Annotated in this window: 10 protein-coding genes and 4 tRNA genes; 9 read left to right on the top strand and 5 right to left on the bottom strand. The window is 27.9% G+C overall.

The genetic code is table 11. From position 1 onward, the window contains the following. Window positions 1–6: 6 nt before the first annotated feature. Genes A966_RS08140 through A966_RS08150 form a run of 3 tightly spaced genes read left to right on the top strand, consistent with a single transcriptional unit; the run spans window position 7 to window position 3,344 of the window. On the top strand, window positions 7–1,941 hold the full coding sequence (locus A966_RS08140) for a tetratricopeptide repeat protein (protein WP_008724479.1): 1,935 nt from the start codon (window positions 7–9) through the stop codon (window positions 1,939–1,941). 16 nt (window positions 1,942–1,957) lie between these two features. After that, window positions 1,958–2,578: a dephospho-CoA kinase gene (gene coaE / locus A966_RS08145; protein ID WP_008724481.1), complete on the top strand. Its 621-nt coding sequence runs from the start codon at window positions 1,958–1,960 to the stop codon at window positions 2,576–2,578. Next, window positions 2,529–3,344, top strand: coding sequence for an SPOR domain-containing protein (locus tag A966_RS08150; protein ID WP_039955606.1), 816 nt, complete (start codon window positions 2,529–2,531; stop codon window positions 3,342–3,344). Before coaE ends, A966_RS08150 begins: the two co-directional genes overlap by 50 nt. A 66-nt stretch (window positions 3,345–3,410) precedes the next feature. On the opposite strand, the gene A966_RS08155 is transcribed toward A966_RS08150, so the two are convergent. Then, window positions 3,411–4,475 carry a thiamine biosynthesis protein gene (locus A966_RS08155; protein ID WP_008724485.1) on the bottom strand — a complete coding sequence of 355 codons (1,065 nt, stop codon included), beginning with the start codon at window positions 4,473–4,475 and terminating at the stop codon, window positions 3,411–3,413. Window positions 4,476–5,484: 1,009 nt separating this feature from the next. Here A966_RS08155 and A966_RS08160 point away from each other — a divergent pair. Further along, window positions 5,485–6,783: a hemolysin family protein gene (locus A966_RS08160; protein ID WP_008724487.1), complete on the top strand. Its 1,299-nt coding sequence runs from the start codon at window positions 5,485–5,487 to the stop codon at window positions 6,781–6,783. A gap of 27 nt (window positions 6,784–6,810) precedes the next feature. Here the strand turns inward: A966_RS08160 and A966_RS08165 are convergent. Further along, window positions 6,811–6,892 (bottom strand) — tRNA-Leu (locus A966_RS08165). Between the two features lie 129 nt (window positions 6,893–7,021). On the opposite strand from A966_RS08165, the gene A966_RS08170 reads away from it, so the two are divergent. Then, window positions 7,022–7,867 (top strand): histidinol-phosphatase, encoded by an 846-nt coding sequence (locus A966_RS08170; protein WP_008724490.1) that lies wholly within the window; start codon window positions 7,022–7,024, stop codon window positions 7,865–7,867. A 449-nt stretch (window positions 7,868–8,316) separates the two neighbouring features. Here A966_RS08170 and radA read toward each other — a convergent pair whose 3' ends face one another. From radA to A966_RS08185, 3 genes are all read right to left on the bottom strand, one after another. Next, a complete protein-coding gene (radA, locus tag A966_RS08175; RefSeq protein ID WP_008724492.1) occupies window positions 8,317–9,708 on the bottom strand; it encodes a DNA repair protein RadA in 1,392 nt (463 codons plus the stop codon). Window positions 9,709–9,767: 59 nt separating this feature from the next. Beyond that, window positions 9,768–10,652 (bottom strand): Rpn family recombination-promoting nuclease/putative transposase, encoded by an 885-nt coding sequence (locus tag A966_RS08180; protein ID WP_008724493.1) that lies wholly within the window; start codon window positions 10,650–10,652, stop codon window positions 9,768–9,770. Window positions 10,653–10,718: 66 nt separating this feature from the next. Further along, on the bottom strand, window positions 10,719–12,761 hold the full coding sequence (locus A966_RS08185; RefSeq protein WP_008724495.1) for a GldG family protein: 2,043 nt from the start codon (window positions 12,759–12,761) through the stop codon (window positions 10,719–10,721). A 204-nt stretch (window positions 12,762–12,965) separates the two neighbouring features. Between A966_RS08185 and A966_RS08190 the strand changes: the two genes are divergently transcribed. The 4 genes from A966_RS08190 (at window position 12,966) to A966_RS08205 (ending at window position 14,084) form a co-directional block, all read left to right on the top strand. Then, a tRNA-Phe gene (locus A966_RS08190) sits at window positions 12,966–13,038 on the top strand. Window positions 13,039–13,110: 72 nt separating this feature from the next. Next, window positions 13,111–13,824, top strand: coding sequence for an RluA family pseudouridine synthase (locus tag A966_RS08195; protein ID WP_008724497.1), 714 nt, complete (start codon window positions 13,111–13,113; stop codon window positions 13,822–13,824). A gap of 84 nt (window positions 13,825–13,908) precedes the next feature. Then, window positions 13,909–13,981, top strand: a tRNA-Lys gene (locus tag A966_RS08200). Between the two features lie 29 nt (window positions 13,982–14,010). Next, window positions 14,011–14,084: transfer RNA gene (locus A966_RS08205), tRNA-Glu, on the top strand. The last annotated feature ends 203 nt before the right edge of the window (window positions 14,085–14,287 follow it).

Below are 14,287 nucleotides of genomic sequence, written 5' to 3' on the forward strand. Positions count from 1 at the left end.
TAAAATATGAAGAAAAATATTTTTAAAAAAAGATTATTGTTAAGTCTTTTTATTTTTCAAATATTGGTTTTTCATGCTTTTTCTCAAAATACTGCAGAAAATGCTTTGAAACTGTATAATGAAAGAAATTATGAAAGTTCCATAAGAATATTAGAGTCTCTTAATGTTAAGCCTAGCGATTTAGATTTATACCTATTATTGATAGATAATTATATAAAACTTAATAATTTTGCTATGGCTGAAACTTTAATAGCAGATGCTGAACGATATCACTCAAGAAATTATAGATTGCTTGAAAGAAAGCTTCTTATGGAGCTTATGAATAATAGAAATTCAGAAGCGAGAACAACTGTTAATACTATAAAGCAATTAGATAATAAGAATTATATAGCTAATTATGCAGAAGGTCTTCTCAGTGAGAGAGCGGGGTATTATCAAACAGCTATGAATATGTATGAGAGGGCTAGGGTTATCAATAGGGTAAGACCTGAGGCTACTGTTTCATTGGCATATTTGTATCTTGCTAATGGAGACAGTAATGCTGCTTTAAAACTATTTAATGAGAATATGACAAATAATCCTAGAATGGCTGAATCTTACTATAATTTAGCTAATTATTATTATCTTAATAAGGATTATAATAAGGCTTTAGGTGAAATTGATAATGCCTTATTTTACTATACCAATTATAATGATGCAAAAATATTAAAAGCTAATGTGTTTATTTCTTTAAATAGATATGATGAAGCTATTGCTATATTAGAATATATGCCTGATACAGGGTTTAAAAATAATTCTAAATATTATTATATAGGTAATGTTTATGAGGGAGCTAATAATTATTTGAGGGCTAAAAATTCATATATAAATTACCTTAGAACTAAGCCTGAAGATGAGCTTGGAAGACTTGCTTATGAAAGAGTATTGCTGCATACTAATCCTACTCCTGATTATGAGAGGGATAGGGCTGCTTTATACTATGGAAATTTGGCTTCTTACTATACAAGACTTGCAGATAATATAAGATCTCAGGCATATTTAAAACATATGTTAAAATTAAATCCTGCTAATACCTATGCAAGATTAATGCTTTCAGATGTTTATAGAAGAATGGGCTTGGAAGAGAAATCTTTAGAAGAATTAGAGATAGCAAAAAATGTTAACCCTGAAGAAAAATCTATTATATATAAATATGATAGTTATAAAAGAAGATTAGATAAAAATATAGTTTCAAAATCTTGGGGAATAGAACAATATAATATAGATACTCCTGGATTTACAGTTGCAATAACAGACACTATTACGGCACAAAAAGATAGTCCTTTATTTTTGAATACATCTTTATATCAGACATTAGCTTATGTGCTTCCTCAATTTGGAAGATTTAAAGTATTAGAAATGTATACAAATTATTATGATACAGTAGATTTATATAGAGAATTCAATAGAAGAAATGCTGATTATTTTTTAAGAGGTTCTGCTTTTCAGAATAATGATACTTTTACTATAATGCTAGATTTAGTGGATGTTAAAAGTGAGAAAGTTGTTACTAATTTTACTGTTATGACTAGAGGCAGAGAAAAAATAATGGGGGCTGCTGTTATGGCAGGAAGGGTTATAAATAATAGTATTCCTTTCTATTCAAAAGTTATAAAGATTCATAATGATAATATATACATCAATGCCGGAAGAATGCAGGGTGTAACTAATAATATGAATTTGATTCTTTATGATACATCGGCTCCTAGAACTGATTTATCTGCTAGAGGTTATAATAGTGCTGTAGGTATGATAAAGGTTATAACAGCAGATGAGAATGTTTCTTTGGCTAAACTTATAGACGGAAGGCTTTTGAATAAAGTTAATTTAAATCAAATAGTAATGCCTTATATAACAAATACAGTTCAAAGCACTAATACCAATGCTAATGCTGTAAATTAATTATAAATAGAATTGTATGGAAAGAAATATTATAGGAGTATATGGGCTTATATGCTCCGGAAAAAGTTCATTTTCTAAGATGCTTGCTAAGGAAATGAATGCTTTATATATTGATGCCGATTTAATAGGGCATAGAGCTTTAATTGATAATAAAGATAATATAGTAAAAGAGTTCTCAGAATCTATATTAGATGAAAATAATAATATAGACAGAAAAAAACTTGGCGATATAGTGTTTTGCAATGCTAAAAAATTAAAAAGACTTCAGGAACTTAATTATCCATATATAGAAAGTAAAGTAAAAGAGATGGTAGAAAGCACGGATAAAGATGTCGTTATAGAAGCGGCACTTATTATGCGAAGTAAAATTCCTTCTATATGCAGCAGCCTAATATATGTCAATGCCAAAACTTCTGATATTATTAAAAGAATGAAAAAAACTAGAAATATTTCAGAAACTGAAGCAAGAAAAAGATTAAAAATGCAAAGAGATGTTAAAAATAATAGATTCAATGCCGATATTCTAATAAACAACATGAAAGATTATAATAATTTAATTATAATCTCTAAAAAATTAGGAAGGTATTATGGAGTTAAATCAAAATCCAAACATGGAAGAAAAAGGATCTTCTATTAATTACAATATTGGCAGAAAAAAAACTCTTTATATAGTTAATTTTACCCCTATAAGATTATTGATATTTTCTATCAGTTCTGTTGCTTTAATTTTATTTATATTTGTATTAGGTTTTCATTTAGGCGGTTCAAAACCTGTTCATGCAAATAATACCGATGATTCTATTGCAGCTTTAATGAGAAATGCTCAGGACAGTGAAAATATGGCATCAACAGAAACAAGTACAGCGGATATGCCTAATGATGAGATTACAGCATTAAGTGAATATGATGCTTCAGTTAATAATAACAGCATTATCAGAGAAGGAAATACTTCTGCAGACAGATACAATGAATATACTCAGAATTTGGCTTCTGAATTGGATGCTATCAATGAAAATATTAAAGAAAAAGATACAGCAGGATTAGCTCCTAACACAACATATACTCCGCCTCAGCAAATGGCTAGTATAGCTCCTGTTAAGACAACAGCTCCTGAAAAGAGTACTGTGCCTTATACTAGAAGTTCTTCATCAGATTCCATATACTTTATACAGGTTGCTGTAGGCTATGACAAAGATAATACTTATTCTGCTAGAGATAGTTTAAAAGCTAAATTCCCAAAAGCATTCATAAAAGAAGAAACTATGTCTGATGGAAAAACTATGTATAAATTAAAAGTAGGCAGATATGAAACTAGAGAAGAAGCTCAGAAAGTTTTAGCTGAAATAAAAAAGATACCAGCATATAAAGATAGTTATATTTATTCCGATAAGAAAGTAAGTTAAATAAAAATATCCTAAAAGTTATAGTGATGCCCTTTTGAATGAATAATTTGAAAGGGTATTATTATTTTAAACTATCTGCTCAAATTTAGTATTTTTAGATTCTTTATTATTTATTTGTATTACTTCGTTCTTATATTCTTTACAATCATTATAGTATGATGCTGTTATTGAGAGAATTTCATTTTCCTCTTTTGAAAAATATCCCATTATCATAGCTGACTTATATATTATATCCTTATCAATATTTTCTGCATTATCATCATATATTTCTAAATATCCTAAAGGTCCTCTATTATAATTAGGTTTTAATATTATACAGTTTACTCTTTTTCTTTTTTCCAAAGCATCATTTTCTTTTTCATTTCTTCCAAGAAGAAGTTTAACATTTTTATTCATTCTTATATGTCTTCCTATAGCCAAATACTGCATAAGCTCTATATTAAGTATATCTTTACCATTATTAGAAATTAAATCATTATATCTTCTGGCATATCCTTTATCCACTATAGAACATCCAGCCCCTGCAGGTATAGGGTAGTCTGTTATGCCAAACTCTTCTGCCAATTTCATCTGTACATTTCTGCTTCTTCCGTATATATCATAAAGATTTTCTCTGTTTATAAGTCCTTCTTCTTCAGCTTTAGTTATAGGTAAAAGTTTAGCAGATAATGGTCTTAATAATCTTCCTTCAAGTCCGCTTTCTTTTATAGCATTTATCAAGTCCTGAGATTTCTGACTCATAGGTCTTTGTCCTTTTACTTCTCCTGTCGCTATAAAATCGAATCCTTCATCTTCCATTATTTTTTTAGCAGTTTTAAGCATTAATATATGACAGTCTAAACATGGGTTAATGGCACTTCCATATCCGTATTTAGGATTTAAAAACATATCTAAATAAACATCTTTTAATGATACAAATCTTATTGGTATATTAAGAAAATCAGCAGCTTTTTTAGCAGGATCTTCACTATATATTTCAAGTAATTCTTCTTTTATCACAGAATATTCTAATCCCGTAACAAATCTTAAAGCAAGCACATCTATATTTTCTCTTTTTAATATAGCTCCTACAAGTGTACTATCTAAGCCGCCGGATAATAGTAAAATAGCTTTTGCCTTTTTATCGCTCATCAAATTTTCCTTATTATAAATTTAATTATTATTTAATTTTTATAATATACTAAAATGATTTTATTTTGTCAATGTTTTATTTAATAATTAAAATTATTTAAAAGTTATTTTATCAACTTTTCCAGCCTCAAAAGCTGCAAATACTGTAATATATGAATTTTTATTTTTATACAAAATAAATAGTAATAAAATTCACTATATTAGACTTGTTTCAAAAGTAGTTGACAAATAATATAACAAGTTTATTGTTTTATGCTAAATTAAATAATATTAATTATAGTTTAATTAAATGTTTTACTTGTTGTGTAAATTGTATGTTTGAGCTACAAAATGCAGTTCTTTTATACCAATAAAAGAACTGTGGTTTGGCACGACTGTGTGCTTCGCAGCAAAGCCCCAACTAAATTTAAAAATATTAAATTAAAAATTTATAAATTTAGTTTTGAAACAAGTCTATTAGACTTTTTTCAAAAATATCTGACAGGATTGTATATTAAATTTTCATTATTTATCAATTATAAAAATAATGTTTTCTATGTTGTATAATTTGCTGTTTTAGTATGTAAATATGTAGTCTTTTACCTGCTGATACTATATCTGGACTTCGTAGGTATTGGGCTAGCTCACTCAATTAATAAATAAAATTAGTTTTGAAACAAGTAAATGGATTATTAAAAACAAATTAATATTATATAGTAAAATTTTATTTACAAATACTTGAAGTTTTATTTATATTATATTATAATGTACATTCATTATTGCTAAAGATAAACTCGCTTACAAATAGCTAACAATTTTTTTCGTCAGTTATCAGCTGCTCGTTTATCGCTTTAAAAATTTAATATATTTTATCAGCAATAATAGAAAATAATTTTATTGAGGATAATACTTTCAGTACTTACTCTTTTTATACAAATATTTTAATACTCCCATATCTAAAGTCGTATTATTTTCTTTTTCAATTTTTTAAATCTAATAAATATTTTTTTATTTTTAAGGATAAATTAAAATGGATATAATAATAATAATAGTCTTAATACTTTTAAATGGTATTTTTGCCATGTCAGAAATAGCAGTAATTTCTGCAAGAAAATCTTCACTTATGAAAGACAGTAAAGAAGGAAATAAAGGGGCAAAGACAGCATTAACTTTAGCAGATAATCCTGATAAATTTTTATCTACAATACAAATAGGTATAACTTTAATAGGTATATTAACAGGTATTTACTCAGGAGATACTGTTGCTAAAGAGCTTGCCAATTTACTTATCAAAATAAATGTTCCTTCATCTTATTCTTCTGTAATAGCTCAGGTATTAGTTGTAGCATTAGTAACATATCTTACATTAATATTCGGAGAACTTGTACCTAAAAGAATAGGAATGGTAATGCCTGAAAGAATAGCAAAAGTTGTTGCAGCTCCCATGACAATACTTTCTAAGATAGGTGCTCCATTTGTGTGGGTGTTATCTAATAGTGCATTATTAGTTTCTAGGGTTTTAGGAATAAAAGATGATAAAACTCCTATAACTGAAGAAGAAATAAAATCTATGATAGAAGAGGGAAGACAAGGCGGAGAAGTTAAGGAGATAGAACAGGATATTATAGAGAGAGCTTTCTTTTTGGGAGACAGAAAAATAGAATCTATAATGACGCATAGAAATGATATAGTATTTTTAGATGTCAATATGAGTAATGATGAGATAAAAAAAATAGTATCAAAACATTCTTTTTCTGCTTATCCTGTTGCTGATAAAAATTTGGATAATATTTTAGGCATTGTAAGAGTAACTGATATATTTGATAAATTGAATAGTTCAAAGACTAAAATAGAAAAATTTGTGAAGAAAGCTAATTACTTTCATAATAATATGGAAGTTTATTTGGTTCTTGAAGAGATGAAAAAGAATAAAACTAAAGTAGGACTTGTATCAGATGAGTTTGGAAATATAGACGGAATGATTACTCAAAGCGATATATTTGAGGCTTTAGTAGGTTCTGTAACTGAAGGAAAAGACAGTAAGGATATTCGAGAAAGAAAGAATGGCGGTTGGTTTGTAGACGGGCAATGTGCAATGTATGATTTCTTAGAGTATTTTGAAATAGAAGATGAAAATGCTTCCAACCATTATAATACTATAAGCGGTTTAATATTAGAATTATTACAGCATGTGCCTAGAGAGGGTGAATCTCTAGAATGGAAAAATTTAAATTTAGAAATAGTTGATATGGACGGTGCTAGAATAGATAAGGTTATAGTAAATAAAATAGAAAATACTAATGAGGATAATAACTCAGAAAACAAATAGTATTAGAAATATTGAATAAAAAATATTTGCTCGAGACTGGACTTGAACCAGCACGGTGTTACCCGACAGCACCTCAAGCTGTTGTGTCTACCTATTCCACCACCCGAGCTTAAATATTAATGAAGACAATTATATATTAAATTGTTATTTTGTCAAATATTTTCAATTTTGTATTTAAAAAAATATTTTTTAATATATATTTATATTATTGTTTTATTTTATTATATAAGGAATATAAATGAAATACATATCAAATTTGCATACACATACTATATACTGCGACGGCAAAAATACAGTTGAAGAAAATATACGATATGCTATAGATAAAGAATTAATCAGTTTAGGTTTTTCAGGGCATTCTCATTTTTATATAGATGATACTTCTATGTCTGAAGAAAATACTATTAAATATTTAAATAATATAAAAAAAGCAAAAGAGATTTATAAAGATAAAATACAGATTTATTTAGGAATAGAAGGTGATTATTATTCAAATTTAAATAAGGATACTGATAAAGAAATGGGACTTGATTATAGAATAGGTTCTGTACATTATATTGATGATAGTCATAATTCGTACTTTCCTATAGATATGTCGAGAGAAACTTTTAATGAAACTATAAATCATTTTGGTAATATTAAAGAAGTTATTTTTAGATATTATGATAATGTTATAAAGATGATAGAAAATCAGAAACCGGATATTATAGGGCATTTAGATTTGGTGAAAAAATATAATTTGAATAAAGAATATTTTACTGAAGAAGAAGATTGGTATATAGAAAAGACAGATGAAGTTATAGATGCTATTGAAAAAAGTAAATCTATAGTCGAAATAAATACTAAACTAATGAACAAAAATAATTTGAATGCACATTATCCTAATAAAAGAATTATAAAAAAATTATTAGAGAAGAATATACCTATTACTATAAATTCAGATGCTCATCAATGTAATAATATAGATAATTTTTATTTTGAAACTGCTGATGAACTAAATAAACTTGGTGTGAAATTTATAAAAATGTTAATAGATAATGAGTTTAAGGATATTTATATAAGTAAATTAGGTACGAATATATAATAATAATTTATATAATTAACTATTTACATACTAGGTTCGTTGAAGCTTTAACTTGAATTTAGTTTAATTAGAAAATGCAGAGTACAAAAAATCTTATTAAATTATTGATGTTATCACCGCACGGTAAACAAAATTTTTAATATAAAATAATTAAAAATCAAAATTTAAATTATAAATATATATTTATTTAACGTGCGTTAAATAAATCAAAAAGCCTAATAAAATTTGGGTGGGCATGCTTTTATAAATTGGCTAAAAAAATTAATAAAAACTTTTATATTCAGTTAAATTAAAAAGTATAAGGGGTGGGTTTTTAAAAAGAACTTTATATTTAAAAATATATTTACATACCCCGCCCTTTATTCTTTAAAGCTTTAATTGAAATTCTAATTTAGTTTAATTAGAAAAAGCACACCCGCCCAAGTCTTTTTTTGATTCGTAAATTTTTATTAATTTCCAATACCAAGTCTTTTAACAGCTTCAGATATATGATCTATGCCTATTATATTTATATTACCAGGATTTTTAATTTCTTTTACAGCCCTCTTAGATATGTATACTTCCTTAAGAGAGAATTTCTGCATCTCTTTTATCCTTCTTTCTATAAATCTAACCGGTCTTACTTCGCCAGAAAGCCCCAATTCTCCAATATAGGCAGTAGTTCTCTGAATTGATATACCTGACATACTTGAAGCTATTGCCATTGCTATTGCTAAATCGCTTGCGGTTTCTTTGACATTGAGTCCGTTTGCTATGTTTATGTATACATCTTGATTTGAAAGATTTAAATGTGCCCTTTTTTCTAGTATCGCTATTATTATGAGTAGTCTGTACTGATCATAACCTATAGTAAGCCTTCTAGGATATCCAAATGCACTGCTTCCTACTAATGCCTCCTGTTCTACGCAAAATACTCTGCTTCCTTCTATAACAGGAGTTATTACATTTCCAGCAAATACTGATTCATTAATGCCTCTTGTAAATACCCTTGAAGGATCTTTTACTTCCATTAATCCTTTTTCTGCCATCTCAAATATTCCAACTTCATCAACAGCACCATAACGATTCTTCACAGCCCTCAATATTCTGTATATTCCTTTATCATCTCCTTCAAAATATAATACGCAGTCTACTATATGTTCTAGTATCTTGGGTCCTGCTATAGTACCTTCTTTTGTGATATGTCCCACTAAAAATATTGTTATGTTTTTTAATTTAGCAGTCTGCATCAAAGCCCAAGCACAGTTTTTTATTTGTGCTGGAGATCCTGCTATGCTATTTGTAGATGGACTGTATATTGTTTGTATAGAGTCTATTATAGCAAGAGTTGGAGAGTCATCTAATAAAGTGTTTATTATATTATCACAATTCGATTCTGAAGATATTAAGAAGTCAGAATCTTCTAATGTTAGTCTGTCTGCTCTTAATTTTATTTGTTCAAGAGATTCTTCTCCTGTGAAATAATAAACCTTTTCATTTTTAGCAATATTAGATGCAGTTTGAAGGAGTAGGGTAGATTTACCTATTCCCGGCTCTCCGCCTATTAATATAACGCTTCCCTGTACTATTCCTCCGCCTAATACTCTGTTAAGCTCATCTATATTTGTTGATATTCTAGTTCTATCATTAGTTTTTATTTTTTTTAGCGGAGTCAATGATGCTTTGTCAGTATTAGCTGATGCCGAAGTTCTTTCTCTTATGGATTTACTAGTGTCCTGAGACGGCTCTGTAAAAGGTTTTAAACTATTCCAAGAACCACATGAAGGACATTTACCCATCCAATTAATTGTGCTTTCTCCGCAATTATCGCATACGAATATAGTGTTATTTTTTTTAGCCATATTTTTTTATTTTATTCATTTTGTTTATAAAAACTGCTATTATATACTATCAGTTTTTATCATAATTTTTCTATTTCTTCTATACTTAATCCTGTATTTTCACTTATAATTTTTATGTCTATGCCGGCATTCTTAAAACTTTTAGCTATAGATATTTGCTGTTCTTTTTTACCTTGTTCTATTCCTTGTTCTATTCCTTTTCTGATACCTTCTTCAATTCCTAATCTTCTTTCTTCTTCAAGCATTATTTGATTACCGTACAGATACGCTTCTCTTTTGTTGTATTCATTCATCATTAATCTATCTTTAATAAAGTTATTGTATCTTTTTTGTACTTCTTCCATTATGGGTTTTTCTTTTACTAAATCTGACATAATAAGCTCCTTATTATCTTTTTCTTTCATTGTTAAAAATTTAAGCCAACAGTTTAAATCCGGCTGTAATAAATTATATTGAAATTTTTTGAGTTCAATTATATGAATTTGTAAATGATCTGTCAATAATCTATTATTAACCGTTTCATAAATCATATAGCATGAATGAATATTATTTGAATTATCTAAATTGAAGTTAAGTAAATTAATACTAATTACAGGAGTTAAGGCATCGTATTTTTCTCCATGCTTTAATAATTTACTGTAATTTGAAGCCCAATAATATAATATTCGTTCTGGAAATCTTGAATTGCCTTGAAGTTGGATTTCTATTATAACAACAGTACCGTTTTGAGTTATACACTTTACATCTGCAATAGTTTCTTTATCCTCGTAATTTTCTTTATAGTTAAAAGGTGTAAGAATTTCAACAGCTCTAAAAGTTTTCATATTAGAATCAAGCATTATTGAATTAATAAAGTCAAGCAGTATATGATTACTATCTGTAGATGAGAATAGATATCTCACAAAGTAATCATTTAAAACATTAATATCTTTTGTTTTTTTCATGATTTTATTATAACAAAAGAGTGTAAATTGTCAAAGCGAAAAATAATTATAAAGCATTAAAATTATTTATTCAGCTTTGCTGTTAAACTTTTCAAAGATTTTCTGTCTTCTTTTCTTGTCGGAACTCCATAACATAAGCCCAAATACTATAACAGCCGCAGGAAGCATAACTATATTTATTACTCTTACAAAAAGCTTAACTGTTTCAGGTACTTGATAAGGAGGATTAAATACAGCACCTTTTCTTCTTATGCTCATAAGTCCTGTATCGCCTGCCATATAATCAACTAAATTCATCAGAAATATTTTATTAGCAGTATATGCACTGTTTTTAGCCATTTCATAAGAACCAACAACTATAACTCTTCCGCTTGTAGTAGAGTTTATTCTGTTTATACTGCTGTTAATATTATTTTGAGCATTTGTTGAAGAAGGTATATCTTTTCCAGCAAATGCACTATTCATTTTTCCTTCAAATGAAGCTGCTAAAAGCCTTTTTGATAATCTGCTTGAATCCTGAGGCATTCCTGTCATAGAAGATGCAAAGTTTTCTGTTTCAACCCAGCTTTTATCGCTAGTATAAATCAAAGGGGTAACTTTTATATCTGTATTATTTGTATTTGTTATAATTTCTGATGATATAGGTGTAAGAAGAAGATTAATACTCTTAGTTATATCATTTTTAGCATTTATATTTTCAGAAGCTATCAAAGGTATATAGTACATTTTTTGTTCAGGCATACCTTGCTGTAATTGAGCTTTATATGCATTATCATCAAATATCATATTTTCTGCTACAGTAAATCCATAATTATTAAGTATTTCATTAAGTCTGTTTGTAACAGGTATAAGTTTAGGACCATACATCTGAGCAGCTGGATCATCTTGGTTTATCTCTACACCATTAAGCATAAATAATACAGGCTTTCCGCTCATAATAAACTGATCCAATTTATATAATTCATAATCGCTGAATGCAGTTTTACTTCCTGCTATAATCAATGCATCTATGCTAGAAGGTATATCATTCAATGCGATATCAACAGCTTCAAAATTATAATTGCCCTGTATTTCAGTTACATATTCGCTTACACTGTCATAAGCATCATTAGGATTTCCTCCGAATTGAGGCGGTATTGTTATATAATTAGCTTCTTCATGCCCTTGTACATATCCTATGGTTGCTTTAAGTCCAAGCATACTGTCTATATTCTTTGAAATTTCATTTTTTATTTCATCAAAGGCTCCATACAATATGTATGATGTTGAAAGCTGTCTTATATCATCGCCGTTTTCTAAAACTAATGAAAAATAAGCACTTCCTTTATTTGCTACTATATTTCCATCAGGATCTTTTATATCGTCCCATTCAATTTTTTTAACATTAAGTTTTTTTAATAATTCTTCATTTTCGGGACTAGGGTTAGACATATCTACATTTATAAATCTTACTTTATTCATTAAATCTATATTAGCATCAGCAACAGCCTTCATAATAGAGTCTGGTATAAGCTCAAATGCCCCTATAGGAAGAAGATCATATATTTCTTTTGAAGATACATAATAAACATTCAAATTATTTTCTAATCTTGCTAATCTGTCATTTTTATCCATCATTTTTCTTATTGTTGTATCTATATTGTATTCTAAACCTTCAGTGGATTGTACAAATGGTATTGTTTCTATGGAATCACCATATATGAAAGAAAGTCCCATATATGCTACTTTAGTTTGAGTTTGATCCTTTTCTAATACGCTTATTTGTGTAGGATTTATTCTGTACTGATTGGCTAAATCTGAATGTTTTGATGCATCTATCACTTCAAAGCTAATATTTTTTCCGCCTGCTGCTTTATATCCTTCAAATAAATCTTTTATATACTTTTCATAAGTAGAAAATGGCGGCGGTAAATTTGGTGTAACAAAAAATTTTACACTCATAGGCTCTTTTAAATTTTTAACTAAATTCTTGCTTTCTTTACTCAAAGAATAAACTTTATCTTTGGTTAAATCTATCATAGGAGTAAATTGATTTGCTATTGCATTTATTAATATTATAATTACAACTATTAATGAAAATGTTATTATTCTGTCTTTTTTCTTTGTCATATATTACCTGCATAAAAAATGATAAAATTATAATATTCTGACTGCATTTATAAATCAGAAATAGTGAAAATTTCTGTACATTATATATTTAATACCGCTATTTGTCAAAATATATACCTTATAAACCAAAAAAAATATTTTTTGTAATAATTTTTAAATCACTGCTTGACATTTTTTATTTGTATGCTATAATAATCTTCACTTGCCTAGTTAGCTCAGTTGGTAGAGCAAAGGACTGAAAATCCTTGTGTCTAGGGTTCGATTCCCTGACTAGGCACATCCCCCCACCGCTTATATAATAATCAATAATATACTATATAACTCTTAATAAATAATAATGGCAAATAATATGAATATAGAAAAAGAAATGAGTAATTATATTAATCCGCTCTATGAGGATAATCATATAATAGCAGCTGTAAAGCCCCCTAATATACCTACACAAGGCGATATAACAGGTGATGTTTCTTTTTTTGAGAATGTTAAAGATTATATAAAAATAAAGTACAATAAAAAAGGAAATGTATTTTTAGGACTTGTGCATAGATTGGACAGACCTGTTTCAGGAGTAATAGTATTTGCCAAAACATCAAAGGCTGCTTCAAGATTAAGCGAAGCTATAAGAGATAGAAAATTTGAAAAGACTTATTATGCTGTTGTTAATGGTATACTGTTAGAAAAAGAATGTAGACTTGAAAATTATCTCATTAAGAAAACAAATAAATTGGGTAATATATCTCAGGTTGTTTTTGAGAATACAAAAAATGCCAAAATAGCCAAATTAAAATATAATGTTGTAAAAGAGGATATAATAAAAAATTTAAGTTTATTAAAAATAGAATTAGAGACAGGCAGATTCCATCAGATAAGGGTTCAGCTTGCTAATATAGGTCATGCTATATACGGCGATAGGAAGTACGGAAGTTATATAAAGTATGATAGAAATGATGTACCTTTGGCTTTATTTGCTAAAAGTCTTAAATTTCCTCATCCCACAAAAGATGAAGAAATATATGTTGAAGCTGATTTGCCTTTAAATAATCCTTGGAATATATTTAATTAATGGAAAAAAAATCTATTTTCTACTTGACAAAAAATTAATAATATAGTATTATATACAAACATTTGAGAGAATGTGAAAATAACCGGGCCAATAGCTCAGTCGGTAGAGCATCGCCCTTTTAAGGCGGTTGTCGAAGGTTCGAACCCTTCTTGGCTCATATCAAACTTTAGTTCTTTAATAATATATGCCGGTGTGGTGAAGAGGTTTAACACACAGGATTTTCATTCCTGCACTCGCGGGTTCGAAACCCGTCACCGGTTCATTGTTGCCGTACTGATAATTAGTACGGCTTTTTTGTATCATTGTTTTTAGATAATTTATCTCTTTAAAAAGTTATAATATAATTAATTTTTATTAGTAATATTAGCAATAATAAAAAATAATAATTCTAAAATACTATAAAACCAAATATAAGAGTCGTAAGCATATATAGTGAGTTCATTTTCTATATATTTTTAGCTGA

The organism is Brachyspira hampsonii 30446, assembly GCF_000316195.1.
GTDB classification, from domain to species: domain Bacteria; phylum Spirochaetota; class Brachyspiria; order Brachyspirales; family Brachyspiraceae; genus Brachyspira; species Brachyspira hampsonii_C.

Excerpts from the sequence above, each read along its gene's own strand:
- A966_RS08140 (WP_008724479.1), top strand. The coding sequence starts at position 7 with ATGAAGAAAAATATTTTTAAAAAAAGATTATTGTTAAGTCTTTTTATT.
- coaE (WP_008724481.1), top strand. The coding sequence starts at position 1,958 with ATGGAAAGAAATATTATAGGAGTATATGGGCTTATATGCTCCGGAAAA.
- A966_RS08150 (WP_039955606.1), top strand. The coding sequence starts at position 2,529 with ATGGAGTTAAATCAAAATCCAAACATGGAAGAAAAAGGATCTTCTATT.
- A966_RS08155 (WP_008724485.1), bottom strand. The coding sequence starts at position 4,475 with ATGAGCGATAAAAAGGCAAAAGCTATTTTACTATTATCCGGCGGCTTA.
- A966_RS08160 (WP_008724487.1), top strand. The coding sequence starts at position 5,485 with ATGGATATAATAATAATAATAGTCTTAATACTTTTAAATGGTATTTTT.
- A966_RS08170 (WP_008724490.1), top strand. The coding sequence starts at position 7,022 with ATGAAATACATATCAAATTTGCATACACATACTATATACTGCGACGGC.
- radA (WP_008724492.1), bottom strand. The coding sequence starts at position 9,708 with ATGGCTAAAAAAAATAACACTATATTCGTATGCGATAATTGCGGAGAA.
- A966_RS08180 (WP_008724493.1), bottom strand. The coding sequence starts at position 10,652 with ATGAAAAAAACAAAAGATATTAATGTTTTAAATGATTACTTTGTGAGA.
- A966_RS08185 (WP_008724495.1), bottom strand. The coding sequence starts at position 12,761 with ATGACAAAGAAAAAAGACAGAATAATAACATTTTCATTAATAGTTGTA.
- A966_RS08195 (WP_008724497.1), top strand. The coding sequence starts at position 13,111 with ATGAATATAGAAAAAGAAATGAGTAATTATATTAATCCGCTCTATGAG.